This window comes from Streptomyces hawaiiensis (assembly GCF_004803895.1).
Lineage (GTDB): Bacteria > Actinomycetota > Actinomycetes > Streptomycetales > Streptomycetaceae > Streptomyces > Streptomyces hawaiiensis.
Genome location: NZ_CP021978.1, coordinates 5,273,102 through 5,296,737, shown reverse-complemented (window position 1 = coordinate 5,296,737; position 23,636 = coordinate 5,273,102). Strand labels below are relative to the sequence as shown.

Here is a 23,636-nt window from a genome sequence, read left to right as displayed (position 1 = left end):
CACCGCGGCCGGTGCCCCACCATCCACCGACTGGCCCACACGCCTCCCGCCCGCCGCCGTGGCCGACAATGATCCGGTGAACGACCTCGCTCCCCTCCTCACGCCCGAAGGCCGCGCTCTCCTCGACGAGGTGCGGGACACCGACCCGGCGCGGGAGCTGGCCGTCGCGACCCGGCTGCGCCGCGAGCACCCCGCCGAGCTGGTGTCGGCGGCGCTGGGCCAGGCGCGGCTGCGGCAACGGGCGGTGGTGAAGTTCGGGGCCGAGGACGCCGGCCGGATGTTCTTCACGCCGAACGGGGTCGAGCAGTCGACCCGGGCGAGTGTGGCGGCCTACCGGGCCCGTCGTATGGCCGGCCTGGGCGTCACCTCGGTCGCCGACCTGTGCTGCGGCATCGGCGGCGACGCGATCGCGCTGGCCCGCGCCGGGATCCGGGTGCTGGCCGTGGACCGGGACCCGCAGACGGCCGCGGCGGCCCGGGCCAACGCCGACGCGCTGGGGCTGGCCGGCCTCGTCGAGGTGCGCGAGGCGGACGTCACGGACGTGGACACGGCCGGTTTCGACGCCGTGTTCGTCGACCCCGCCCGACGGGGCGGCCGCGGCCGGATCTTCGACCCCGAGGCCTACTCGCCGCCCCTGTCCTGGGCGGTCTCCGCCGCCCGCCGGGCCTCCCGGGCCGCCGCGCTGAAGATCGCCCCCGGTGTCCCGCACGAGGCGGTCCCCGAGGACGCCGAGGCCGAGTGGATCTCCGACGGGGGGGACGTCAAGGAGGCGGTGCTGTGGTTCGGCACCGAGCCGGGGGCGGTCCGGGCGACCCTCCTGCCGGGTCCCCGCACCCTGCTCTCCCGCGGCCTTCCCGACCCGGAGGTCCGCCCGCCCGGCCGCTACCTCTACGAGCCCGACGGCGCCGTCATCCGGGCCCACCTGGTCGCCGAGGTGGCCGACCGGGTCGACGGCGGGCTGCTCGACGCGACCATCGCGTACGTCACGGCCGACGCCCTACACCCGACCCCGTACGCCACCGCCTACGAGATCACCGACCATCTGCCCTTCAACCTCAAGAAGCTGAAGGCACTGCTGCGGGAGCGGCGGGTCGGCACGCTGACCGTGAAGAAGCGGGGCTCGGCGGTCGAGCCGGAGGAGCTCCGCAGGAAGGTCAAGCCGCAGGGCCCGCACGCGGCCACGGTGTTCCTGACCCGGGTGGCGGGAGCACCGGCGATGCTCATCGGGCACCCGGCCCGGGCGTAGCCCTCAGGACTGCTCCGCCGCCCGCCTCAGCAGCAGCTCCCGCTCCCGCTCGTTCCGGGTCAGGTACGCCGCCCGTTCGAACTCGGCCCGGGCCTGCGCCGTACGGCCGAGGCGGGCGAGGAGGTCGCCGCGGACGCTGGGCAGCAGGTGGTAGTCCCGCAGGGCGGGGTCGCCGGCCAGGGCGTCGACGAGGGCGAGGGCCTCGGCCGGGCCCTCGGACATCGAGACGGCCACCGCGCGGTTCAGTTCCACGACCGGGGACGGGGAGCGGGCGGCCAGGAGGCCGTAAAGGGTGGCGATGCGGGACCAGTCGGTCTCCTCGTACGTGTACGCGTGCGCGTGGCAGGCGACGATGGCCGCCTGGAGGAGGTACGGGCCCGGGGCGCCCGAGGAGGTGGCCTCGGCCCGGCCCAGTGCGGCGATGCCGCGGGCGATGAGCATGCGGTTCCAGCGGGAGCGGTTCTGGTCCTTGAGGAGGACCGGCTCGCCGCAGGGGCCGGTGCGGGCCGCCGTACGGGACGCCTGCAGCTCCAGGAGCGCGGTGAGGCCGTGCACCTCGGGTTCCTTCGGCATGAGGGCCGAGAGCACCCGGGCCAGGCGCAGGGCGTCCTCGCACAGGGACGGGCGGAGCCAGTCGTCGCCGGCCGTGGCGGCGTACCCCTCGTTGAAGATCAGGTAGATGACGTCGAGGACCGAGCCGAGGCGGGCCTCGCGGTCGGGGCCGTGGGGCACCTCGAAGGCGATGTTCCTCGTCGCGAGGGTGCGTTTGGCGCGGACGATGCGCTGCGCGATCGTCGGTTCCGGGACCAGGAAGGCGCGGGCGATCTCGGCCGTGGTCAGGCCGCCGAGCAGGCGCAGGGTGAGCGCGGTGCGGGCCTCGGTGGACAGCACCGGGTGGCAGGCGATGAACACCAGGCGGAGCAGGTCGTCGTCGATGCCGTCGGGGTCGGCGGGCTCCTCCGGGGGAGCCGTGGCCGGCAGGTCCCGGCCGATCTCCGCCAGCTTGCGGGCGTAGTTCTCCCGGCGCCGGACCAGGTCGACGGCGCGGTGGCGGGCGGTCGTCATGAGCCAGGCGCCCGGGTTCTCGGGCACCCCGTCCCGCGGCCACTGCTCCAGCGCCGCGACCAGCGCGTCCTGCGCGAGTTCCTCGGCGATGCCGACGTCCCGGACGACCCGGGTGACGCCGGCGATGATCCGGGGCGACTCCATACGGAAGACGGTCTCAATGGCCTCGGCGGCCCGGTCGGGCCGGGGCGCCGGGGGCGGGGGCGGCTGCGGGGCGGAGGGCGACTGCGGGGCCCGGATGGGCTGCGAGGCCGAGGGCGGCTGCGCAGCCGGGGGCCGCTGCGAGGCCGGAGACGACTCCGAGGCCCGGACCGAACCCGACGCCCGGGCGGGCTGCGAACCCTCCGCGGGCTGCGAGGCCAGGGCCGACTCCGACGCCAGGGTGGGCTGCGAGCCCTCCGTGGGCTGCGAGGCCAGGGGCCGCTGTGGGGCCGGGGGCGGCTGCGCGGCCCGAGTGGGCTGCGAGGCCAGGGGCGGCTCCGAGCCCTCGGTGGACTGCGAGACCCGGGACGACTCCGACGCCACGGTGGGCTGCGAGGCCTGGGGGCGTTGGGGGGCCGGGGTGGGCTGCGGGGTCACAGCCCACCATCAGACACCCCTGGCGCCGCCCGGCCAAGCGGGACCGGTCAGTCCTCGGTGATCTGCCGGACCTCGGCGGTGATCGTCCAGTAGTCCTCGTGCACGGACAGGAACCGCTTGGTCCATTCGATCGCCTCGGCCTTGTCCTTGCACTGGCTGATCGAGTAGCCGCCGATGACCTCCTTGGACTCGGTGAACGGCCCGTCGGTGACGGACAACTGCCCGCCCTCCCAGGTCACCCGGCTGCCGTCCGAGGTCGGCGTGAGCCCTGCCGTGTCGAGCATGACCCCCGCCTTGGTGATCTCCTCGAGCAGCGTGCCCATCCGCTCCATGAGCTCGGGGCTCGGCCCCTCGGCGGGGGCGTTCTTCTCGTCGATGCGGATCAGGGTGAGAAAGCGCGGCATGGTGACTCCTCGGGGTCCGCGGAGCGGGGCTCTTCCCCGCTCTCACCCCTGCGTCGATCGGGAGACCGCCGGATCGACATGCTCGCGGAATTTTCTTCGAAGAATTTTCCCGTGCCTCGTTTGCGCAGATCAGCGCAGTGACTCCCACAGCTTCCCCGCCTCCGGCTCCTCCGCCACCACCCGGTTGGGATCCGACGGCGCCCGCACCACGGGCATCATCACCGTCCGCACCCCACTCGCCGAGAGGCCCTTCAGACTCTGTCCGAGCCGGGTCAGTTCGCTGAGGGAGTCCAGGCCGGTGTCGGTGGTGAGGCCGGCGGTGACCGTGTCCGCGACGCGGTACAGCTTGGCCGGGTCGGTGAGCAGGTCCTGGGAGGCGATCTGCTCCAGCAGGGCCTTCACCAGCTTCTGCTGGAGGCCTATACGGCCCAGATCGCTGCCGTCGCCTATGCCGTGCCGGGTGCGGGCGAGGGCGAGGGCCCGGGTGCCGTCCAGATGGTGGGTGCCCGCCTTCAGCCGGAGATGGCTGTCCTCGTCGGCGATGTCCTCGTCCGTGGTGACGGTGACTCCGCCGAGCGCGTCGACCAGCCGGGCGAAGCCGGAGAAGTCGATCTCGAGGTAGTGGTCCATGCGGACGTTCGTCATCGCCTCGACCGTTTTCACCGCGCAGACCGGACCACCCACCTCGTACGCGCTGTTGAACATGGAGCGGTGGGAAACCGCCGTCGACCCGCCGGACGGGCGCGGGCAGGACGGACGGCTGACCAGGGTGTCGCGCGGGATGCTCACCACCGTCGCGCTGGTCCGCCCGGCGTCGAGATGGACGACCATCGCCGTGTCGGAGCGGGCACCGGAACTGTCACCGCCGCCGAGCCTGCGGTTCTCCTCGCCGCTGCGCGAGTCCGAGCCGAGGACCAGGATGTTGACGGCCTCGCTCGGCAGGGCCGGGGCCGAGGGCGACGGTGTCGTCACCGGCTTCGGCGGCCGGTCGTCGCCGAGCGCGTTGTCGATGTCGACGCCGGTGATGTTGTCGCTGAGATGCCAGTAGGCCCAGCCCGCCGCTCCGGCGCCCAGCACCAGCGTCCCCGCCAGGGTGAGGCCGGCGATCTTCAGCGCTCTCGACCGCCGGCCCACTGCACTGCCCTCGTCCCCGTGATGTCCCGTCACGGGCAGGAACATAAGTCCGAATTATTACGGGCAGGGAGCTCAGGGCGCCTTTTCTTCGGAAAATCTCAGATTTCAGGGGCCCGGACTCACCCCAGTGTCACCACCGGCACCGGATTGCTCCCGCTCCACGAGGCGTTGAACCCGAACGTCACCGACCCACCGTCCGGCACGGAGCCGTTGTAGGGGGCGTTGGCGCAACTGACCGCCGCGCCCGACTGCGTACAGCTGGCGTTCCAGGCCTGGGTGATCCGCTGCCCGGCACCGAACGTCCAGTTCGCCTTCCACGCCGACAGCGAGGCACCCGAGCAGGCGATCCGCACCTGGCCCGTGTAACCGTTGCTCCACTGGCTGGTGACGCTGTAGGTGGCCGTACAGGCGTCCGTCGGCGGCGGGGTGGTCGTCCCGCCGAGCGCCTCCGCGATGGCGTGGTACGCCGGTTTCGGCTGGTAGTTCTCGTCGTACGGCGTGGCCGCGCCCTGGCCGGGGAAGGTGTCCGGGATCCACGAGTCGGAGTCGGTGAAGCCCCAGACGGTGACGCCGGTGCAGCGCGCCACCGCGACACAGGCGTGCATGACCGCCTTGTAGTCGGCGGCCTGCTGGGTCAGCTTCGCCGGGGTCGACGGCAGCTGCATCCGGATGTCGAGCTCCGTGATCGCCACGTCGACACCCAGGTCGGCGAAGCGCTGGATGTTCTGCTGGAGCGTCGAGGGCACCTGGCCGACGATCAGATGGGCCTGCAGCCCCACCCCGTCGATCGGAACCCCCCGCTCCTTCAGGGACTTGACCAGGTTGTACAGGGCGGTGCTCTTCGCGTTGACGCCCTCGACGTTGTAGTCGTTGATGTACAGCTTCGCGCTCGGGTCGGCGGCCCGGGCCCAGCCGAGGGCCTGCGCGATGTAGTCCTGACCGAGGGTGGTGTGGAAGAGGGTCGGACGGTAGGTGCCGTCCTCGTTGAAGGGCTCGTTGACCACGTCCCAGGCGGCCAGCCGGTCCTTGTAGCGGCCGACCTCGGTGGCGATGTGGTCCTGGACGATGGCGCTGAGCTGGTCCCGGGTCCAGCTGCCGTTCGTCAGCCAGCCCGGGTTCTGCTGGTGCCAGAGCAGGGTGTGGCCGCGCACCTGCTGGCCGTGCGCCTCGGCGAAGTCCACGATCCGGTCGGCCTCGGCCCAGTCGTAGCTGCCCCGGCTCGACTCGACCGAGCCCCACTTCATGGCGTTGCCGGGGGTGAGCCAGTTGAACTCTCGCCCGGCGATCTCGCCGTAGGTGCCGGTGAGTTTCGAGCCGGTGACCGCCGTGCCCATGACCTTGCCCTTGGCTTCGGCGAGGTCGCGCAGGGGGGTGTCTGCGGCGTGCGAGGCGGGGGCCGCGAGCAGCAGGGAGCCGGCCGTCACGACCGAGGCCAGCAGGGAGGTCAGTGAGCCCGATCTCAGGGATCTCATGTGCGGGTGCCTCCGAAAGTTTCGGTGGTGCAACCGATTGGCTTCGGTGCAGTGTGGAGGCGTCCGCACCACCCGTCAATACAGCACCTACCCGTCGGCCGGTCCCGCCGTGCTGCTGCGCACCACCAGGCTCGTCGCCAGCTCCACCCGGGTCGCCGCCGGAGTCCCCCCGTCCCGCCCGAGGTCGAGGACCAGCTTGGCCGCCGCCTCGGCCATCTCGGTGAGCGGCTGCCGTACGGTCGTCAGCGGCGGCCCCACCCAGGGCGCCACCGGCAGATCGTCGAACCCGACCACGCTCAGGTCCTCGGGGATGCGCAGCCCCAGCTCACGCGCGGCTTCGTAGAGCCCGAGCGCCTGGAGGTCGTTGCCGGCGAAGACGGCGGTCGGCCGGTCCGGGCGGCGCAGCAGTTCCAGGCCCCGCCGGTATCCGGCCTCGTGGTGGAAGTCGCCGGTCGCGATCAGCGCGGGGTCCACGGGCAGCCCGGCCGTCTCCAGGGCGGCCCGGTAGCCGTCGATCCGGGCCCGGCTGCACATCATCTGCGAGGGCCCGCTGATCGCGCCGATCCTGCGGTGCCCCAGCTCGACCAGATGCCGGGTGGCCGCGAGACCGCCCTGCCAGTTGGTCGCACCGATCGACGGCACGTCGGCGCCGGGGTCGCCGGCCGGGTCCATCACCACGAACGGGATGGCGCGGCTGGTCAGCAGCGCCCGTTGCGACTCGTCCAGCCCGGACAGCACCAGGATCACCCCGTGCGGCCGGCGCGCGGCGACCTGGTCGGCCCAGGTCCGCCCGGGGGTGAGCCGCCCCGCGCTCTCCGACAGCACCACGCTCAGCCCGGCGTCCCGGGCCACGTTCTCCACGCCTCGGATGACCTCCATCGCCCAGGCGCTCTCCAGCTCGTGGAAGACCAGGTCGATCAGGGGCGAACGGGTCGCCTCGGCACGGCGGCGCCGGTAGCCGTGGGCGCGCAGCAGGTCCTCCACGCGGGACCGGGTGGCCGGGGCGACGTCGGCCCGGCCGTTCAGGACCTTCGAAACAGTCGGTGCCGAGACGCCCGCCTCACGGGCGATCTCGGCGAGGGTCGCGGTCTGCGCGGTGCGCCCCTGCGTCCGGGTCTGCGTCCGGCTTTCAACGGGCTCCGGGGATGTCATGGCGGCGATCGTAACCCTGCGGGCCCCCTTGACGAAGTCCTCGCACCGCCATAGGTTCCCGGAACATTCGACGTTTGTAACGAAACATTCGACAGAACGTTCGTGAGAGGGCCGTCCGTCCACCCGACAGGAGCTTCATGACCACCGTGCCCTGGCGTGACCCCGCGCTGCCCGCCGCCGCCCGCGTCGACGACCTGCTCTCCCGGATGACCCTGGAGGAGAAGACCGCCCAGCTCTACGGCGTGTGGGTGGGCGCCGCGACGGACGGCGGCGGAGTCGCTCCGCACCAGCACGACATGACCGTCGAGTACGACTGGGACGAGCTGATCACCCACGGCCTGGGCCAGCTCACCCGCTCCTTCGGCACCGCCCCCGTGGACCCGGCGCTCGGCGCGCGGGCCCTGGCGCGCGCCCAGCGGCGGATCGCCGGGGCCGGCCGCTTCGGCATCCCGGCGATCGCGCACGAGGAGTGCCTGGCCGGCTTCACCGCCTGGCAGGCCACGGCCTACCCGGTCCCGCTCGCCTGGGGCGCGACCTGGGATCCGCCGCTGGTCGAGGAGATGGCCCGCCGCATCGGCGACGACCTGCGCTCGGCCGGCGTCCACCAGGGCCTCGCGCCCGTGCTGGACGTCGTACGCGATCCGCGCTGGGGCCGGGTGGAGGAGACGATCGGCGAGGACCCGTATCTGGTCGGCACGGTCGGCACGGCGTATGTGCGGGGCCTGGAGTCGGCCGGTGTCATCGCCACGCTCAAGCACTTCGCCGGGTACGCCTCCTCGGTCGGCGCGCGCAACCTCGCCCCGGTCCGGGCCGGCGTCCGCGAGTTCGCCGACGTCACCCTCCCGCCCTTCGAGATGGCCCTGCGCGAGGGCGGCGCCCGCTCCGTTATGGCCGCCTACACCGAGACGGACGGTGTCCCGGCCTCCGCGGACCCCGGACTGCTGACCCGTCTCCTGCGCGAGGAGTGGGGCTTCACCGGCACGGTCGTCGCCGACTACTTCGGCATCGGCTTCCTCCAGACCCTCCACCGCGTCGCCGGCACCCCCGCCGGGGCGGCCCACGCGGCCCTCACCGCCGGCATCGACGTCGAACTCCCCACCGTCAAGTGCTACGGCCGGCCGCTGCTGGAGGCGGTCCGCTCGGGCGAGGTCCCCGAGGAGCTCGTGGACCGGGCGGCCCGCCACGTCCTGCTCCAGAAGTGCGACCTGGGCCTGCTCGACGAGGACTGGACCCCCGAGCCGGCCACCGCGATCAACCTGGACTCCACGGGCAACCGCATCCTGGCCCGCCGCCTGGCCGAGGAGTCGGTGGTCCTGCTCGACAACCCCGACGGCCTGCTCCCGCTGGCCCCCGACACCCGGATCGCGGTGGTCGGGCCCCGGGCGGCCGACGCCCTGGCCATGCTGGGCTGCTACTCCTTCCCCTCCCACGTCCTCACCCACCACCCCGAGGTGCCGGCCGGCATCGAGATCCCGACCGTGCTGGACGCCCTGCGCACCGAACTCCCCGACGCCAAGGTGACGTTCGCGCAGGGCTGCGACGTGACGGACCCGGACACCGCCGGCTTCGAGGAGGCCATCGCCCGCACCGCCGAGGCGGACGTGTGCGTGGCGGTCCTCGGCGACCGGGCGGGCCTGTTCGGCCGCGGCACCTCGGGCGAGGGCTGCGACGTGACGGACCTGGGCCTGCCGGGCGCCCAGGGCGAGCTGCTGGACGCGCTGGTCGCCACGGGCGTCCCCGTGGTACTGGTGCTCCTGACCGGCCGCCCCTATGCCCTGGGCCGCTGGCACGGCCGCCTCGGCGCGGCCGTCCAGGCGTTCTTCCCGGGCGAGGAGGGCGGACCGGCGGTCGCGGGCGTCCTGTCGGGCCGCGTGAACCCCTCGGGCCGCCTGCCCGTGAGCGTCCCCCAGGTCCCCGGCGGGCAGCCATGGACCTACCTCCAGCCGCCCCTGGGCCTGGCGGGCGAGGTCAGCAACCTCGACCCGACCCCGCTGTACGCCTTCGGCCACGGCCGCTCGTACACGGCGTTCGCCTGGGAGGACTGCACCGCGACCGAACCGGCCGAGCTCGGCACGGACGGCTCCTACGACGTGTCGGTGACCGTCCGCAACACGGGCGAGCGCGAGGGTGCGGAGGTCGTGCAGCTGTACCTGCACGACCCGGTGGCCTCGGTGACCCGCCCCGACGTCCGGCTGATCGGCTACCAGCGGGTGGAGCTGGCCCCGGGCGAGGCGGCCCGGGTCACATTCCGTTTCCACACGGACCTTTCGGCGTTCACCGACCGTTCCGGCCGCAGGGTGGTCGAACCGGGCGCCCTGGAACTACGGTTGGCGGCGTCCAGCACGGACGTACGCCACACGGCGCACCTCACGCTCACGGGCCCGGTCCGCGAGGCCGGAACCGACCGACGGCTGCGGTGCGAGACGGAGGTGTCGGGGGCGGGGTGAGACTCCGTACGGGCGCTCGGGGGACGCGGGGGACGCATGGACAGGCTGGTGCACCACGAACTGCGGGCCGTCGTGTCGGTCCTGGCCGCCACAGCCGTCGCCCTGACGACCGTGGGCCTGGTCCGCGGCTTCTCCGCGCCGTCCGAACCCGGCCGGCTCGGCCTCTACGTCGCAGGCGTGCTCGCGTTCCTGCTGCTGTGGACGCTGCTGAAGGCGACCAGGCTCAAGTGGCTCGGCGAGATACGGGACTTCGAGAAGGCGGTACCCGTCGAGGACACCGGCCCGACCCTGCCCGCCGAGCGCTTCCTGCGCGACCAGCCGTTCAGCCCGCGGCTCTTCGTGCTGTACCTGCTGTTCACGGTGCCCCTGTCCCTGTGGGAACCGTGGGCGGCCGTGCTGCCCCTGTGGTCGGCTCTCGACTGGCTGGGCCAGGCCGCGACCGCCGCCCACTGGGAGCGCGGACACGGCGTGCTGCTGTGGCGGGGACGCGTCGCGAGCAGGCCCTGGGAGCTCTCGGTCAGCCGTCGCCCACCGACTCGAACCGCCACCGGTGCACAGCCCGCGTGAGCAGTTCCCCGTCCGGCTCCGGCAGTTCGGGCAGCTCGGCGTCGTAGGGGGCGTCCCACCAGGTGATGACGAGGACCCGGTCGCCGGGAGCGCGCAAGGTCTCCCGGCGCAGCGGCTCACGGGGGAACTCCTGGGCGCGCGCCCAGGCCAGCAGCTCCTCGCCCCGCCCGTCGGACGCCCGGGCCTCCCACATCAACGCGACCGTCACGAGTAGAGGTTCTCCTTGCTGACCTCGTGCACATGGTCGTGGTTGCCCGGGACGTGCGGCTCGGTCACCGGCAGGGACGAGTCGGCCGACAGGTCCCAGGACGACGCCGCCCGGTTCCGTGCGACCATCTCGGCGCCGAGGGCGGCGACCATCGCGCCGTTGTCCGTGCACAGCTTGGGCCGCGGCACGCGCAGCCGGATCCCGGCGGACTCGCAGCGCTCCTGGGCGAGGACGCGCAGCCGGGAGTTGGCGGCCACGCCACCGCCGATCATCAGGTGGTCGACGCCCTCGTCCTTGCAGGCCCGGACGGCCTTGCGGGTCAGCACGTCCACGACCGCCTCCTGGAAGGAGGCCGCCACGTCCCGCACCGGCACCTCCTCCCCCGCCGCCCGCTTGGCCTCGATCCAGCGCGCCACGGCGGTCTTCAGCCCGGAGAAGGAGAAGTCGTAGGCCGGGTCGCGCGGGCCGGTCAGGCCGCGGGGGAAGGCGATCGCGTTCGGGTCGCCCTCCTTCGCGTACCGGTCGATGACCGGGCCGCCCGGGAAGCCGAGGTTCAGCACGCGGGCGATCTTGTCGAAGGCCTCACCGGCCGCGTCGTCGATGGTGGCGCCCATCGGGCGGACGTCGGAGGTGATGTCCGAGGACAGCAGCAGCGAGGAGTGGCCGCCGGAGACCAGCAGGGCCATCGTCGGCTCGGGCAGCGCGCCGTGCTCCAGCTGGTCCACGCAGATGTGCGAGGCGAGGTGGTTGACGCCGTAGAGGGGCTTGCCGAGCGCGTACGCGTAGGCCTTCGCCGCGGAGACGCCGACCAGCAGGGCACCGGCGAGACCGGGACCGGCGGTGACGGCGATGCCGTCGAGGTCGCGGGCGCTGACGCCCGCCTCCTTCAACGCGCGGTCGATGGTGGGGACCATCGCCTCCAGGTGGGCGCGGCTCGCGACCTCCGGGACGACACCGCCGAAGCGGGCGTGCTCGTCGACGCTGGAGGCGACGGCGTCGGCCAGCAGGGTGGTGCCCCGCACGATGCCGACGCCCGTCTCGTCGCAGGAGGTCTCGATTCCCAGTACGAGGGGTTCGTCAGCCATTGATCTCGGTTCCTTGTACGGAGTTCTCGGGGGCGGTCAGGCGCATCACCAGGGCGTCCACGTTCCCCGGCTGGTAGTAGCCGCGCCGGAAACCGATGGGCTCGAAGCCGAAGCGCTCGTACAGCTTCTGCGCGCGGACGTTGTCGACCCGGCACTCGAGCATCACCTCGGCGCACTCGAAGGTGGTGGCCGTCCGCAGCAGTTCGGCCAGCAGCCGTCCGCCGAGGCCGGTGCCCCACAGGTCGCGGGACACGGCGATGGTCTGGACGTCGGCCTGCTCACCGTTGGCGACCAGACCGGCGTACCCGACGATCCGGGAGGCGGCCTCGGCGACCACGTACCGCCGGTTGGCCTCGGGTCCCCGCGCATGGGCCAGCTCGGACCAGAACATGCCCCGGGACCAGGCGTCCTCGGGGAACAGGCTTCGCTCCAGCTCCAGCACGGCGTCGATGTCCCACCAGCGCATCTCGCGCAGCGCGCACGTCACGGGTTCGGTCACTTGGGGGTGACCACCTTGTAGTTCTTGGGGACCTGGGCGTCGGGGCGGCGCAGGTACAGCGGCCGGGGCGCGGGGAGTTCCTCTCCGGCCGCCAGCTTCTCCGCGGCCAGCCGGGCGAGGGCGGCGGCGGACACGTGCTCCGGCTCATGCGCCTTGGGGAAGGTCTCCGGGTACAGCAGCGCGCCCGCGCCGACCGCGGGCAGACCCTCGACCTGCCCGGCGATGTCGGCGGGCCGGTCCACGGCCGGGTCGGTGACCCGGGTGCGGGAGTCGGTGTAGCGGGCCCAGTACACCTCCTTGCGGCGGGCGTCGGTCGCGACGACGAACGGGCCCTGCAGGTCGGTGGCGTAGGCGAGGCCGTCCAGCGTGCACACGCCGTGCACGGGGACGCCGAGCGCGAGCCCGAAGGTCTCCGCGGTCATCAGACCGACGCGCAGCCCGGTGTACGGTCCCGGACCGATCCCGGCGACGACCCCGGTGACGGCGTCGAGCCGCAGACCGGCCTCGGCGAGCATCCGGTCGATCGCCGGCAGCAGCAGTTCCCCGTGCCGCCGCGCGTCCACCTGACTCGACGAGGCGATGACATCGCGTCCGTCGTGCAGCGCGACGGTGACGGCGGGCGTGGCGGTATCCAGAGCGAGCAAGAGCACGCAAACAGCCTACGGCTCCCCGGGGCCCGTGTCGGTCGCGCCTGTCGGGTCGTCACCTGCTGCTACCGTCACCTACCGTCACGACAGGGATGTACGACGTGAGGTGGGACGAACGGTGGCAGCTAGCAGCTCGGGAATCGTGGCCGGGCTCACCGCCGCGGCCCTCGCGACGGTCGGCTACCTCGCCCACCAGGCGGCCCAGACCCTCCCGGCCGGCCTGGGCAGAGCGGCACACGCGGGCGCCGCACCGGCGGCCGGTACGTCGAAGGCGCCCCAGGTCAGGAAGGACCCCACCGCACTGCCCGGCGGCTCCGGCAAGGGCGCCCGGGTCGTGTACTCGCTGCGCGGCGACCGGGTGTGGCTGGTCGCCGCGGACGAGGCGGTCAGCCGCACGTTCGAGGTGGACCCGAGCGCGGTGGACCCGGCCCCGGGCAGCTACTCGGTGACGTCCCGCTCGAACGCGGTCACCGGCTCCGACGGCGTCCCGGTCGAGCACGTGGTGCGCTTCGCCTCGGTGGACGGCGTGGTCATCGGCTTCAGCGCGGCCGTGGCCGGTTCGACCGCCCCCGCCCCCGACCCGAAGATCCGCACGGGCGGCATCCGCGAGTCCCGCGCGGACGGCGACGCGATGTGGACGTTCGCGACGATCGGCCGCAAGGTCGTGGTCGTCCGCTAGGCCGTGTCCGCAAGGTCTCGCCTGATCCGAACGACGGGCCTCAGGCCGCTTCGCGGTGTGCGCGGGTCCGCTCGGAGAACTCCGGCTCGGGAGGGCGCGGGGGCGTGGAGATCAGCGCCGCCGCCTCACCGGCCGCCAGCAGGTCGCGCATGGACACCCCGGCGACCGCGAACCGCTGCGGCTGCCCCTTGCTCTCTGTAGCCGACATGGACGCCTCCCGAAGGGCCGGGGCAACGAAGTTAGGTAGACCTAACTACGAACTGGATACCATGTGACCACGCACGAGACGCCGAACGCAACATCTTGCCGACGTCTTGTCGGAACGTTCATCAAATGAGCGCACATCAGGACTCAGGCGGCGAGCACGCTCAGGTCCGCCGTGGCCCAGCGTTCCCCCACACCGGTGACCGTCATCTGCCGGACCTCGTCGGTCGTGTCGCCCACGGCCCGGTGGATCAGGACCTGGAGCCGGTCCTCCGTCAGCTCCTCGACCTTGCCCTCGCCCCACTCCACGACGACCACGGAATCGGGCAGCGAGACGTCGAGATCGAGGTCCTCCATCTCGTCGAGACCGCCGGAGAGCCGGTAGGCGTCGACATGGACGAGCGGCGGACCGTCGCCCAGCGGGGGATGCACCCGGGCGATCACGAACGTCGGCGAGGTGACGGCTCCGCGCACGCCGAGCCCCTCGCCCAGGCCGCGGGTCAGCGTCGTCTTGCCCGCGCCGAGCTCCCCGCTGAGCATCACCAGGTCACCCGCGCGCAGCAGCTTCGCGAGCCGGCGGCCCAGCTCCCGCATCTGCTCGGGGGACGTGACGACGATCTGGACGGATCCGGGCTCAGCCGGGCTGTGCGGTGCTGGTGCTTCCATAGCCCTTCACGGTAGCTCCTGCGGGCACGGCACCCGTGCGGGTGAGCAGGTCGGCGAGGCGGTCGGTGACCACTTCCGGGTGTTCCAGCATCACCAGGTGCCCCGCGTCCGGCACCAGCACCAGCTCGGCGTCGGGAAGCAGATCGGCGATGGCCTCGCTGTGCTCACTCGGTGTGACCAGGTCCTGCACCCCGGCCAGGACGAGCACCGGCATGTCCGTGAAGTGGACGAGCGCCTCGGTCTTGTCGTGGTCGTTGAACGCCGGGTAGTACTCGGCGACCACGTCGATCGGCGTGCTCTCGATCATCCGCTCGGCGAACCGGGCGACGGCCGGGTCGACGTCCCGGGACGCGAACGAGTACCGCTTGATGATCCCGGCGAACAGGTCGGCCGTGGCCCGGCGCCCCTTCTCCACCAGCTCGGCCCGCTGCCCCAGCGCCTTCAGCACCCCGGGCAGCACTCGCCGCACCGCGTTGACCCCGGCGACGGGCAGGCCGTAGTTGACCTCGCCGAGCCGCCCCGAGGACGTCCCCACGAAGGCGACCCCGACGACCCGCTCCCGGATCAGTTCGGGGTACTGGTCGGCCAGCGCCATCACCGTCATGCCGCCCATGGAGTGCCCCACGAGCACGAGCGGCCCCTCGGGGGCGGCCGCGTCCATGACGGCCTTCAGGTCCCGGCCCAGCTGCTCGATGGTGATCGGCTCGTCGTCCCGCGTCTGCGCCACACCCCGCCCGGACCGGCCGTGGCTGCGCTGGTCCCAGTGCACGGTCCGTACGACGCCCCGCAGAGCCGCCCGCTGGAAGTGCCAGGAGTCCTGGCTGAGGCAGTAGCCGTGGCTGAAGACGACCGTGACGGGCGCGGGGGACTTGCGGCCGAAGAGCCTGCGGCGGCGCGGCCCGATGGCCGCCGGGGCCGCCTCCGGATCGAGCTCGTCGACCTCGTAGTACAGCTCCGTGCCGTCGTCCGAGAACGCCTTGCCGGGCATGCCGCGCAGCGAGCCGTACGGCCCCGCCGAGTCCAGGGCGAGCCGGGCCTTCTGGCGCATGCCGCGGCCGACCGTCATCCGTTCCAGGGCGACACCGGCGGCCGCGCCCGCGGCCACCACGCCTATCGCCACGCCGGCGAGACCGGTCGCCCGGCGCCAGCCCCCCGCCGCCCCCGCGGCGGAGGCCGCGACGGCCGCGGAGGCGACGTCCGCGACGACCTCCGCACTGCTCTCGCTCACGTACCGCTCCTCTTCGCCGGGGTGCCGATCGGGTGACTCACCGGGTCGGGTGAACCGGTGAGCCTGATGGTGCCGCTGTTGTCAGGGTGTGTGTCGTTCCTCGCGTGACGGGTCCCCCTGTGCGAGTTACCCGTCCTGTTCCTCATTCACATAGACGCGAGGAACACGCGTTCCGATCCGGGTCACGATCTCGTAGGCGATGGTTCCGGCCGCCTGGGCCCAGTCCTCCGCGGTGGGCTCACCGCGGTCCCCGGGCCCGAAGAGGACCGCATCGGCCCCCGCCGCGGGCTCGTCGCCGCCCAGATCCACCACGAACTGGTCCATGGCGACCCGCCCGGCGATCGTGCGCCACTTGCCCTCGACCAGGACCGGCCCGGCCGAGGAGGCGTGCCGCGGGATGCCGTCGGCGTAGCCCAGCGGCACCAGGCCGAGGGTGGTCTCGCCGGGTGTCACGTACCGGTGGCCGTAGCTGACGCCGTGCCCGCCGGGGACGTGTTTGACCAGGGCCAGCGAGGCGGACAGCGTCATCACGGGGCGCAGCCCGAAGTCGGCCGGGGTGCCGAGCTCGGGGCTGGGCGAGATGCCGTAGGTGGCGATGCCGGTGCGGACCAGGTCGAAGTGGCTCTCGGGGAGCGTGAGCGTGGCCGGCGAGTTGGCGATGTGCCGGACCTCGGGCCGCACGCCCTGCCCCTCGGCGTAGCCGACCATCTCCCGGAACACGGCGAGCTGGGCGGCGATGGAGGGGTGCCCGGGCTCGTCGGCGCAGGCGAAGTGCGACCACAGTCCCGTGACGCGCAGCAGCCCCTCGGCCTCGGCCCGCAGCGCCTCGCGGACGAGCGCGGCCCAGTCGTCCCCCGGCTGGCACCCGCCCCGCCCGAGCCCGGTGTCGGCCTTGAGCTGCACGCGGGCGGGCCGGTCGGCTCCCCTGGCCGCCTCGACGACCTCCTCCAGGGCCCACATCCCGCTGACGGACACGTCCAGCTCGGCCTCGATCGCCTCGCGCCACGGTCCGCCGGGCGTCCACAGCCAGCACATGATGCGGCCCGGCAGCCCGGCGTCCCGCAGGGCGAGGGCCTCCTCGGGCGTGGCCGTGCCCAGCCAGCTCGCCCCGGCGGCGACGGCCGCCCGGGCGCACGGCACAGCCCCGTGGCCGTACGCCTCGGACTTCACCACGGCCATCACGGCCGCGCCCGGCGCGTGGGCACGCAGGGCCCGCACATTGGCCCGCAGGGCGGCCAGGTCGATCTCGGCACGGGCCCGCAGGGGCGCGGTCCGCGGGGCTGTTCTCTCGCTCATCGCGCCCAGTGTCTCAGAGGGCTCCGGCGGCGGGTCGGCTACGTCCCGGGCCGCCGCCCCCACACGAACACCCGGTCACCCTTCTTGAGCACGCCCCACAACCTCCGCGCGTCGCCCACCGTGAGATTGACGCAGCCCATCGAGCCGACAGCGGTGTGGAGGGAGCCGTAGACGCCGTGGAAGGCCTGCCCGCCGCTGAAGAACTGGGAGTACGGCATGGGCGTGTTGTACAGCGTCGACCAGTGGTTCTTGTGCCGCCAGTAGACCTTGTGCCACCCGGCCCTGGTCCGGTACCCGGCCCGCCCGCTGCGGATGGGCACCGCCCCGAACACGACCTGCCGGCCCTTCTGCACCCACATCAGCTGGCGGCTGAGGTCCACACACGCCACGGGGTGGGCCCGCACCGGGCAGTTCCCGGCGGCATTCGGATTCCGGCGGGCCGACAGATACCGCATCCGCGACCACGTGACCGGTCCCGCGAACCCCATGGCCGGCTTGATCCCCTGCTTCACCTGGAACGCCCGGATGACCCGGCAGTCGCCCGCCGACTGCCTCCCGTCGGCCCGCAGCCCGAGCCACCGCTCGACCTGCCGCTGGTACGGCCCCGTCTTGGCGGTGCAGCTCACCCGCGCGACCGCCTCACCCAACGGCACGTACTCGACGAGCGCGTACGTCCCGGCCACCGCGCTCCGCGGCTCGACGGCTTCCTCCTCGGCGGACGGCGTGTACACCACGGGCGGCAGAGCCTGGTCGGGCGTGTCGAGCGACCAGGGCTGCGCGGGCCCCGGCGCGACCCCGGGCACCAGCTCGGCCGGGGGCCCGGGAGCCGGCGGCACGGGAGCGGCGGAGGCGACACCCAGGGGCACGGCGGCGACAACGGCGAGCAGAAGGGCGAGGACCCGCCCGGCGGTACGTCTGCGGCTCATGCGCCCAGACAAGCCCGGGGCACGGGCCGGCCCCGGGTTGCCGCGCGGCGGGGGTCACCCGGAGGCATCAGCCACACCGGCGCACCCGACGACACCGCTCAGCCACCCACCAGCCCTACGGGCGCACCCGACGACACCGCTCAGCCACCTATCAGCCCGTCCGGCGTTCGAGGACGAGGCCGTTCAGGCCGAAGCGGGGGCCCGGGGGCGGCAGCCCCCGGACTCGGGACGGGAAGGGGCGGAGGGGGCGACCCACTCCCCCAGCAACCCCCACCGGACCGCACCCGCCATCAGCCCCGCCCCGCCCCTCACCCCAGAACATTCCGCCAAGCATCCGGAACCGCGTCGGCCACGTCATGCGCCCCCACCGGCGCCCCCTCCGCCGCCAACCGCCCGGCCAGCCCATGCACATACGCCCCCACACTCCCCGCATCCACCGCGGACAGCCCCGCCGCCAGCAACGACCCGCCCAGCCCGGACAGCACGTCCCCGCTCCCGGCCGTGGCCAGCCACCCCGTCCCCGTCGGATTCACCCGCACCGCCCCGCCCCCCGAGTCGGCCACCAGCGTCGTGGACCCCTTCAGCAGCACGGTCGCCCCGTACCGCCGCGCCAGCTCCCGCACCGCGGTCAGCCGGCCCCCTTCGACCTCTCCCCGCTCCACACCCAGCAGCGCCGCCGCCTCCCCCGCATGCGGCGTCATCAGCGTCGGCGCCCGCCGCCCCCGCACGACCTCCGCGTCCGCCAGCCGCAGCCCGTCCGCGTCGATCAGCACCGGCACGTCCGCCGCCAGCACCTCCCCCACCGTCGCCGCGTCGTCCCCGGCCCCCGGCCCGACGACCCACGCCTGCACCCGCCCGGCATGCTTCGGCCCCTGATCCGACACGAGCGTCTCGGGAAACCGCGCGATGACCGCGTCCCCGGCCGGCCCGACGTACCGCACGGCCCCGGCCCCGCCCCGCAGCGCCCCCGAGACGGCGAGCACGGCGGCCCCGGGATACCGCGCCGACCCGGCGGCGATCCCGACCACGCCCCGCCGGTACTTGTCGCTCTCCGCCCGCGGCACCGGCAGCATCCGAGCCACATCGTGGTGCTGCAACGCCTCCAGCTCCGGCTCGACCGGCAGCTCCAGTCCGATGTCGACCAGCCGCACCGACCCGGCGTACTCCCGCGCGGGATCGATCAGAAGCCCGGGCTTGTGCGTCCCGAACGTCACGGTCAGATCGGCCCGCACGGCGACCCCGCGCACCTCCCCGGTGTCGGCGTCGACACCGCTCGGCAGATCGACGGCGACGACGGCCCCCCGCGACCGCCCGGCGGCAGCGGCCAGCGGCACCGCCTCCGGCCGCAGCCCGCCCTTCCCGCCGATCCCGACGATCCCGTCGACGACAAGGTCCGCGCCCTCGGCCGACGCCTCGCCCTCACCGGCCCGCGCGACCCGCCCCCCGGCCCGCCGCAGCGCCGCGAGCCCGGCCGCGTGCGCCCGCTCCGGCGCGAGCAGCACCGCCGTGACCCCGGCCCCGCGCCGGGCCAGCCGGGCCCCGGCGTACAGGGCGTCACCGCCGTTGTCGCCGCTGCCGACCAGCAGTACGACCCTGCTCCCGTACACCCTCCCCAGCAGGTCGGCGCAGGCCGCGGCGAGCCCCGCCGCGGCGCGTTGCATCAGCGCCCCCTCCGGCAGCCGCGCCATCAGCTCCCGTTCGGCGTTCCGGACCGTCTCCACGCTGTACGCAGTACGCATGCGGTCGAGTTTCCCGTAGGAGCGCCGGGCCACTCCCCTTCACACGCACCTCCCACATCGCCCTCATCCGCGAACCGTGTCGCATCCATTGACGCTTTGCCGTCCCTTTGCCAGACTCCCGGCCGCGCAGAAAGCGCTTGCACACTCCCCCACGTTCGACGAAACCGAGGCCCCCCATGGGACGCAGAGCCGCACTACTGGCCGCCGCCGGTGCCACTGCCCTCCTCACCGCCGCCGGCACCCTGACCGCCACCGCCACGGCCGCCCCCACGCGAGCACTGGCCTGCGGAGACGGCTCCTACCAGGCCGAGGCCGTGCAGAGCGGCGGCAACTGGACCGCCCGGCGCGGCGGCAGCACGGTGTACACCGGCACCGACATGCGCGCGGCCGTCCAGGCGGCCGTCAACAGTCTCTCCTCCGGGCGCACATCGAAGGAACGGGTCGTGGTCCGCGGCTCGGGTTCGGTGTCGGCGGGCTCCCGCATCTCGCTGCCGAGCTACACCGTCCTCGATATCTGCGGCACGATCAACGTCACCGGCAGCGGCTCGGGCGACCAGGCGCCGGTCTACTCGCGCGGCACCCGCGACGTCGAGGTGCAGAACCTCAAGCTCACCGGCACCCCGCTGTACGGCATCTTCCTGCGCAACGTCCAGAACGTGGTGCTCGGCCAGATCGACATGCGCCTCTCCCGCGGCCTGGGCGTCCGCATCGACAACCGCGGCGACACCAGCCAGTGGACGCGCAACGTCCGCATCGACAACGTCTACGTCTCCGGCGCGTCCAGCCACGCGGTCGAGACCTACGGCGTCGACGGCCTCACCATCGGCACGGTGACGGCCCGCAACGTCGGCGAGTCGGGCCTGCTGCTCAACCAGACCATCAACGCCCGGGTCACCAAGGTGGACGCCGAGAACGCCGGCACGGGCACCGGCTACGCCGCCTTCCGCATGGCCAACCGCAACGGCCGGGTCGGCAGCGGCTACCCCACCAACATCCGCGTCGGCGAGGTCATCGCGCGCGGCGGCGGACGCGGCGTGTTCTGCGTCTCGGAGAGCGGCGGGGCCGTCATCGACAAGGTGACGCTGTCCAGCACCGGCAACAACTCGGTCCTGATCGAGAACTGCTACAACGTCAATCTCGCGGCCCAGAGCGGCACGATCACGGGCGGCGGCGAACTGCGCCTTGCCGCGCGCTCGGAGTTCCCCAACAACAAGGACATCACCATCCAGAACCTGACGGTCACCAACTCCGCCATCAGGGAAAGCCCGTGCGGCGAGAACACCACGTTCCGCAACATCACGCGGGTGAACAGCAGCCAGTCGATCTGCTGACCGCAACCCCCGAGACCCCACGCTCCGAAGCCTCCGGCCCCCGGCCGGGGGCTTCGGGGTTCCGCCCTCGGGCCCGGCGCCCGGGGCGCGTCCGCAGGGGCGCTCCTCACCCCTCCGCGATCACCACGGCCGAGGCCACTCCCGCGTCATGGCTCAGGGACACATGCCACGTCCGCACCCCGAGCTCGGCGGCCCGCGCGGCCACCGTCCCGGTCACCCGCAGCCGGGGCCGCCCACTGCCCTCGACACACACCTCGGCGTCGGTCCACAGCAGCCCGGGCGGCGCACCGAGCGCCTTGGCCAGCGCCTCCTTGGCCGCGAACCGCGCGGCGAGCGAGGCGACCCCCCGCCGCTCCCCGCTGGGCAGCAGCAGCTCCCGCTCCACGAACAGCCGACCGGCCAGCGCGGGCGTACGCTCCAGCGAAGCCGCGAACCGCTCGATCTCGGCAACGTCGATGCCGACCCCGATGATGCTCATGGGCAGCACCCTACGGTGACGGGCGGGATCCGGCGGCAACGGCGTCCGATGCGCCGCCCGAGCGACCCCGTGATCCTCAACTCCACCTCCCCGCTATAGAGTTCGCGCTGACCGCGATGAGCAAACGGCATCGCACCATACGGGAGGACACCGACCATGAAGTTCAAGTCGCTGGGGACCGCGGCCACCGCCATAGCCGTCTTCGCCACGGCCCTCACCGGCACCGTCGCCACCGCCGGCACCGCCGCCGCGGCGTCGAAGCCGGACTGCAGCAGCGCGCTGGTCAACGTGAAGCCGAAGGCGACCGTCAACCTCCGCAGCTCGCCCAAGTCGAGCTCCACGGCTCTCGGCACCTGGGGCAAGGGCCAGAAGGGCGGTGTCTGCTTCGGTGACGGCAAGCCCGCCACGGGCGGCAGCTACACGGCCTGCGGCAAGACGAGCAACAAGTGGTACTTCGGCGGCCCGAACAGCACCAGCAAGGAAGGCTGGGTCCCGGCGACCTGCCTGCCCATCTGAGCCTGAGCATCGGACGGCCTGCCGGCTGACCTGCTGACCGGCCGGCAAGGGGCGAACGGAACACAGCCGTTCGCCCCTTCTCACGCGCCCGGGCAACGCGGCCCGCTCGATCCCCCACCCTCACTTCGCCGCCCTCACTCCACCGTCACCGACTTGGCCAGGTTCCGGGGCTGGTCCACCTCGTTGCCCCGAGCCGTGGCCAGCTCGCACGCGAACACCTGAAGCGGCACCGTCGCGACGAGCGGCTGCAGCAAGGTAGGTGTGGCGGGAATCCGGATGAGGTGATCGGCGTACGGCACGACCGCCTCGTCGCCCTCCTCCGCGATCACGATCGTCCGGGCACCCCGCGCCCGGATCTCCTGGATGTTGGACACGATCTTGTCGTGCAGCACCGACCGCCCACGCGGTGACGGCACCACCACGACCACCGGCAGGTCCTCCTCGATCAGGGCGATCGGCCCGTGCTTCAGCTCCCCGGCCGCGAAACCCTCCGCGTGCATGTAGGCGAGTTCCTTGAGCTTCAGCGCACCTTCCAGCGCCACCGGATACCCCACGTGCCGCCCCAGGAACAGCACCGTCTTCTTCGAGGCCAGCGTGCGTGCCAGCTCCCGCACCGGCTCCATCGTGCCCAGCACCCGGTCCACCGCACCGGCGATCGAGGACAGGTCGCGGATCACCGCCCGGATCTCGTCGCCCCACTTGGTGCCGCGCACCTGGCCGAGGTACAGGGCGACCAGGTAGCACGCCACGAGCTGCGTCAGGAACGCCTTGGTCGAGGCGACGGCCACCTCCGGCCCGGCGTGCGTGTACAGCACCGCGTCCGACTCGCGGGGAATCGTCGAGCCGTTGGTGTTGCAGATCGCCAGCACCCTGGAGCCCTGCTCGCGGGCGTGCCGCAGCGCCATCAGCGTGTCCATGGTCTCGCCGGACTGGGAGATGGCGATGACGAGCGTCTGCGCGTCGAGGATCGGGTCCCGGTAGCGGAACTCGCTCGCCAGCTCCACCTCGCACGGCAGCCGCGTCCAGTGCTCGATCGCGTACTTGGCGATCATCCCGGCGTGGAAGGCCGTGCCGCAGGCGACGATGACGACCTTGTCGATCTCCCGCAGCACCCCCGGAGGGATCCGCACCTCGTCCAGCGTCAGCGAACCGGAACCGTCGATCCGGCCCAGCAGCGTGTCGGCGACCGCCTTGGGCTGCTCGGCGATCTCCTTGAGCATGAAGTAGTCGTAGCCGCCCTTCTCGGCGGCCGACGCGTCCCAGTCGACGTGGTAGGGCCGCACGTCGGCCGGGCGGCCGTCGAAGCCCGTCACCGTCACGCCGTCCCGGCGCAGCTCCACCACCTGGTCCTGCCCGAGCTCGATCGCCGAGCGCGTGTGGGCGATGAACGCGGCGACGTCCGAGGCGAGGAAGGCCTCGCCCTCGCCGACGCCGACCACCAGCGGCGAGTTCCGCCGCGCGCCCACCACCACGTCCGGCTCGTCGGCGTGCACCGCGACCAGCGTGAACGCGCCCTCCAGTCGCCGGCACGCCAGCCGCATCGCCTCGGCGAGATCCGCGCAGGAGGAGAACTCCTCGGCGAGCAGGTGCGCGACGACCTCGGTGTCCGTCTCGGAGGCCAGCTCGTGGCCGCGCTCCGCCAGCTCGGCCCGCAGCAGGGCGAAGTTCTCGATGATGCCGTTGTGCACCACCGCGACCCGTCCCGCGTTGTCGATGTGCGGGTGGGCGTTGGTGTCCGTCGGCCCGCCGTGAGTGGCCCAGCGGGTGTGCCCGATGCCCGTCGCGCCGGCCGGCAGCGGCCTGCCGTCCAGCTCCTTCTCCAGGTTGAGGAGCTTGCCGGCCTTCTTCGCCGTCGCCAGCCCCCCGTCGGCCAGGACGGCGACGCCCGCCGAGTCGTAGCCCCGGTACTCCAGCCGCTTCAGCCCGGCCATCACGACCTCGAGCGCGGACTGCGGCCCCACGTATCCCACGATTCCACACATGAGCGGCAGCTTAGGGTCGATTCCCGCGCCGAACCGGCCGAAGCGTGCCCGGAATCGGAAATTCCCACCGGGATACGAACCCCGGA

The 23,636-nt window shown here is 73.1% G+C and carries 23 protein-coding genes; 6 read left to right on the top strand and 17 right to left on the bottom strand.

What is annotated here, in order from left to right:
• Positions 1-76 precede the first annotated feature (76 nt).
• Entirely contained in the window at positions 77-1,246 is a 1,170-nt protein-coding gene (locus CEB94_RS24615; RefSeq protein ID WP_175434259.1) for a THUMP-like domain-containing protein, read from the top strand.
• A 3-nt stretch (positions 1,247-1,249) separates the two neighbouring features.
• On the opposite strand, the gene CEB94_RS24610 is transcribed toward CEB94_RS24615, so the two are convergent.
• From CEB94_RS24610 to CEB94_RS24590, 5 genes are all read right to left on the bottom strand, one after another.
• Positions 1,250-2,455: an RNA polymerase sigma factor gene (locus tag CEB94_RS24610; protein ID WP_246112183.1), complete on the bottom strand. Its 1,206-nt coding sequence runs from the start codon at positions 2,453-2,455 to the stop codon at positions 1,250-1,252.
• A gap of 482 nt (positions 2,456-2,937) precedes the next feature.
• Positions 2,938-3,294 carry a YciI family protein gene (locus CEB94_RS24605; RefSeq protein WP_175434258.1) on the bottom strand — a complete coding sequence of 119 codons (357 nt, stop codon included), beginning with the start codon at positions 3,292-3,294 and terminating at the stop codon, positions 2,938-2,940.
• A 129-nt stretch (positions 3,295-3,423) separates the two neighbouring features.
• Positions 3,424-4,473: an LCP family protein gene (locus tag CEB94_RS24600; protein ID WP_175434257.1), complete on the bottom strand. Its 1,050-nt coding sequence runs from the start codon at positions 4,471-4,473 to the stop codon at positions 3,424-3,426.
• 74 nt (positions 4,474-4,547) lie between these two features.
• Positions 4,548-5,900: a glycoside hydrolase family 10 protein gene (locus CEB94_RS24595; protein WP_175434256.1), complete on the bottom strand. Its 1,353-nt coding sequence runs from the start codon at positions 5,898-5,900 to the stop codon at positions 4,548-4,550.
• 87 nt (positions 5,901-5,987) lie between these two features.
• A complete protein-coding gene (locus CEB94_RS24590; protein ID WP_175434255.1) occupies positions 5,988-7,052 on the bottom strand; it encodes a LacI family DNA-binding transcriptional regulator in 1,065 nt (354 codons plus the stop codon).
• A gap of 137 nt (positions 7,053-7,189) precedes the next feature.
• Between CEB94_RS24590 and CEB94_RS24585 the strand changes: the two genes are divergently transcribed.
• Positions 7,190-9,499 carry a beta-xylosidase/alpha-l-arabinosidase gene (locus CEB94_RS24585; protein ID WP_175434254.1) on the top strand — a complete coding sequence of 770 codons (2,310 nt, stop codon included), beginning with the start codon at positions 7,190-7,192 and terminating at the stop codon, positions 9,497-9,499.
• Between the two features lie 36 nt (positions 9,500-9,535).
• A complete protein-coding gene (locus CEB94_RS24580) occupies positions 9,536-10,066 on the top strand; it encodes a hypothetical protein (protein ID WP_175434253.1) in 531 nt (176 codons plus the stop codon).
• Here CEB94_RS24580 and CEB94_RS24575 read toward each other — a convergent pair.
• The 4 genes from CEB94_RS24575 to tsaB are packed head-to-tail and all read right to left on the bottom strand — an operon-like array spanning position 10,017 to position 12,508.
• Positions 10,017-10,274, bottom strand: a complete 258-nt coding sequence (locus CEB94_RS24575) for a hypothetical protein (protein WP_175434252.1) — start codon at positions 10,272-10,274, stop codon at positions 10,017-10,019. The genes CEB94_RS24580 and CEB94_RS24575 overlap by 50 nt on opposite strands.
• On the bottom strand, positions 10,271-11,359 hold the full coding sequence (tsaD, locus tag CEB94_RS24570; RefSeq protein ID WP_175434251.1) for a tRNA (adenosine(37)-N6)-threonylcarbamoyltransferase complex transferase subunit TsaD: 1,089 nt from the start codon (positions 11,357-11,359) through the stop codon (positions 10,271-10,273). Before tsaD ends, CEB94_RS24575 begins: the two co-directional genes overlap by 4 nt.
• Positions 11,352-11,858, bottom strand: a complete 507-nt coding sequence (gene rimI, locus CEB94_RS24565) for a ribosomal protein S18-alanine N-acetyltransferase (protein ID WP_381102868.1) — start codon at positions 11,856-11,858, stop codon at positions 11,352-11,354. Before rimI ends, tsaD begins: the two co-directional genes overlap by 8 nt.
• A complete protein-coding gene (gene tsaB / locus CEB94_RS24560; RefSeq protein WP_175434250.1) occupies positions 11,855-12,508 on the bottom strand; it encodes a tRNA (adenosine(37)-N6)-threonylcarbamoyltransferase complex dimerization subunit type 1 TsaB in 654 nt (217 codons plus the stop codon). The genes rimI and tsaB overlap by 4 nt, the downstream gene beginning before the upstream one ends.
• Positions 12,509-12,623: 115 nt before the next feature.
• Between tsaB and CEB94_RS24555 the strand changes: the two genes are divergently transcribed.
• Positions 12,624-13,184, top strand: a complete 561-nt coding sequence (locus CEB94_RS24555) for a hypothetical protein (RefSeq protein ID WP_175434249.1) — start codon at positions 12,624-12,626, stop codon at positions 13,182-13,184.
• A gap of 40 nt (positions 13,185-13,224) precedes the next feature.
• On the opposite strand, the gene CEB94_RS24550 is transcribed toward CEB94_RS24555, so the two are convergent.
• The 6 genes from CEB94_RS24550 to CEB94_RS24525 form a co-directional block, all read right to left on the bottom strand.
• The gene (locus CEB94_RS24550) at positions 13,225-13,392 is read right to left on the bottom strand and encodes a hypothetical protein (protein ID WP_175434248.1); all 168 of its coding nucleotides are present in this window, start codon (positions 13,390-13,392) and stop codon (positions 13,225-13,227) included.
• A gap of 143 nt (positions 13,393-13,535) precedes the next feature.
• Positions 13,536-14,054, bottom strand: a complete 519-nt coding sequence (gene tsaE / locus CEB94_RS24545) for a tRNA (adenosine(37)-N6)-threonylcarbamoyltransferase complex ATPase subunit type 1 TsaE (RefSeq protein WP_175434247.1) — start codon at positions 14,052-14,054, stop codon at positions 13,536-13,538.
• Positions 14,023-15,282: an alpha/beta fold hydrolase gene (locus tag CEB94_RS24540; RefSeq protein ID WP_175434246.1), complete on the bottom strand. Its 1,260-nt coding sequence runs from the start codon at positions 15,280-15,282 to the stop codon at positions 14,023-14,025. Before CEB94_RS24540 ends, tsaE begins: the two co-directional genes overlap by 32 nt.
• A 126-nt stretch (positions 15,283-15,408) precedes the next feature.
• Positions 15,409-16,578, bottom strand: coding sequence for an alanine racemase (gene alr / locus CEB94_RS24535; RefSeq protein ID WP_175434245.1), 1,170 nt, complete (start codon positions 16,576-16,578; stop codon positions 15,409-15,411).
• A gap of 38 nt (positions 16,579-16,616) precedes the next feature.
• Positions 16,617-17,504, bottom strand: coding sequence for a L,D-transpeptidase (locus CEB94_RS24530; protein ID WP_175434244.1), 888 nt, complete (start codon positions 17,502-17,504; stop codon positions 16,617-16,619).
• 308 nt (positions 17,505-17,812) lie between these two features.
• A complete protein-coding gene (locus CEB94_RS24525) occupies positions 17,813-19,243 on the bottom strand; it encodes an NAD(P)H-hydrate dehydratase (RefSeq protein WP_175434243.1) in 1,431 nt (476 codons plus the stop codon).
• Between the two features lie 176 nt (positions 19,244-19,419).
• Here CEB94_RS24525 and CEB94_RS24520 point away from each other — a divergent pair, with 176 nt between their 5' ends.
• Positions 19,420-20,574: a right-handed parallel beta-helix repeat-containing protein gene (locus CEB94_RS24520; protein ID WP_175434242.1), complete on the top strand. Its 1,155-nt coding sequence runs from the start codon at positions 19,420-19,422 to the stop codon at positions 20,572-20,574.
• Positions 20,575-20,680: 106 nt separating this feature from the next.
• Here the strand turns inward: CEB94_RS24520 and CEB94_RS24515 are convergent, their stop codons facing one another.
• Entirely contained in the window at positions 20,681-21,052 is a 372-nt protein-coding gene (locus CEB94_RS24515; RefSeq protein WP_175434241.1) for a holo-ACP synthase, read from the bottom strand.
• A 156-nt stretch (positions 21,053-21,208) separates the two neighbouring features.
• Here CEB94_RS24515 and CEB94_RS24510 point away from each other — a divergent pair, with 156 nt between their 5' ends.
• A complete protein-coding gene (locus CEB94_RS24510; protein ID WP_175434240.1) occupies positions 21,209-21,568 on the top strand; it encodes a hypothetical protein in 360 nt (119 codons plus the stop codon).
• A gap of 134 nt (positions 21,569-21,702) precedes the next feature.
• Here the strand turns inward: CEB94_RS24510 and glmS are convergent, their stop codons facing one another.
• Positions 21,703-23,550: a glutamine--fructose-6-phosphate transaminase (isomerizing) gene (gene glmS / locus CEB94_RS24505; RefSeq protein WP_175434239.1), complete on the bottom strand. Its 1,848-nt coding sequence runs from the start codon at positions 23,548-23,550 to the stop codon at positions 21,703-21,705.
• Between the last annotated feature and the right edge of the window lie 86 nt (positions 23,551-23,636).

Bases quoted from the DNA above. Each gene is read 5' to 3' on its own strand.
- CEB94_RS24610 (WP_246112183.1), bottom strand. From the start codon at position 2,455: ATGGAGTCGCCCCGGATCATCGCCGGCGTCACCCGGGTCGTCCGGGAC.
- CEB94_RS24605 (WP_175434258.1), bottom strand. From the start codon at position 3,294: ATGCCGCGCTTTCTCACCCTGATCCGCATCGACGAGAAGAACGCCCCC.
- CEB94_RS24600 (WP_175434257.1), bottom strand. From the start codon at position 4,473: ATGTTCCTGCCCGTGACGGGACATCACGGGGACGAGGGCAGTGCAGTG.
- CEB94_RS24595 (WP_175434256.1), bottom strand. From the start codon at position 5,900: ATGAGATCCCTGAGATCGGGCTCACTGACCTCCCTGCTGGCCTCGGTC.
- CEB94_RS24590 (WP_175434255.1), bottom strand. From the start codon at position 7,052: ATGACATCCCCGGAGCCCGTTGAAAGCCGGACGCAGACCCGGACGCAG.
- CEB94_RS24585 (WP_175434254.1), top strand. From the start codon at position 7,190: ATGACCACCGTGCCCTGGCGTGACCCCGCGCTGCCCGCCGCCGCCCGC.
- CEB94_RS24580 (WP_175434253.1), top strand. From the start codon at position 9,536: ATGGACAGGCTGGTGCACCACGAACTGCGGGCCGTCGTGTCGGTCCTG.
- tsaD (WP_175434251.1), bottom strand. From the start codon at position 11,359: ATGGCTGACGAACCCCTCGTACTGGGAATCGAGACCTCCTGCGACGAG.
- CEB94_RS24550 (WP_175434248.1), bottom strand. From the start codon at position 13,392: ATGTCGGCTACAGAGAGCAAGGGGCAGCCGCAGCGGTTCGCGGTCGCC.
- tsaE (WP_175434247.1), bottom strand. From the start codon at position 14,054: ATGGAAGCACCAGCACCGCACAGCCCGGCTGAGCCCGGATCCGTCCAG.
- alr (WP_175434245.1), bottom strand. From the start codon at position 16,578: ATGAGCGAGAGAACAGCCCCGCGGACCGCGCCCCTGCGGGCCCGTGCC.
- CEB94_RS24530 (WP_175434244.1), bottom strand. From the start codon at position 17,504: ATGAGCCGCAGACGTACCGCCGGGCGGGTCCTCGCCCTTCTGCTCGCC.
- CEB94_RS24525 (WP_175434243.1), bottom strand. From the start codon at position 19,243: ATGCGTACTGCGTACAGCGTGGAGACGGTCCGGAACGCCGAACGGGAG.
- CEB94_RS24520 (WP_175434242.1), top strand. From the start codon at position 19,420: ATGGGACGCAGAGCCGCACTACTGGCCGCCGCCGGTGCCACTGCCCTC.
- CEB94_RS24515 (WP_175434241.1), bottom strand. From the start codon at position 21,052: ATGAGCATCATCGGGGTCGGCATCGACGTTGCCGAGATCGAGCGGTTC.
- CEB94_RS24510 (WP_175434240.1), top strand. From the start codon at position 21,209: ATGAAGTTCAAGTCGCTGGGGACCGCGGCCACCGCCATAGCCGTCTTC.
- glmS (WP_175434239.1), bottom strand. From the start codon at position 23,550: ATGTGTGGAATCGTGGGATACGTGGGGCCGCAGTCCGCGCTCGAGGTC.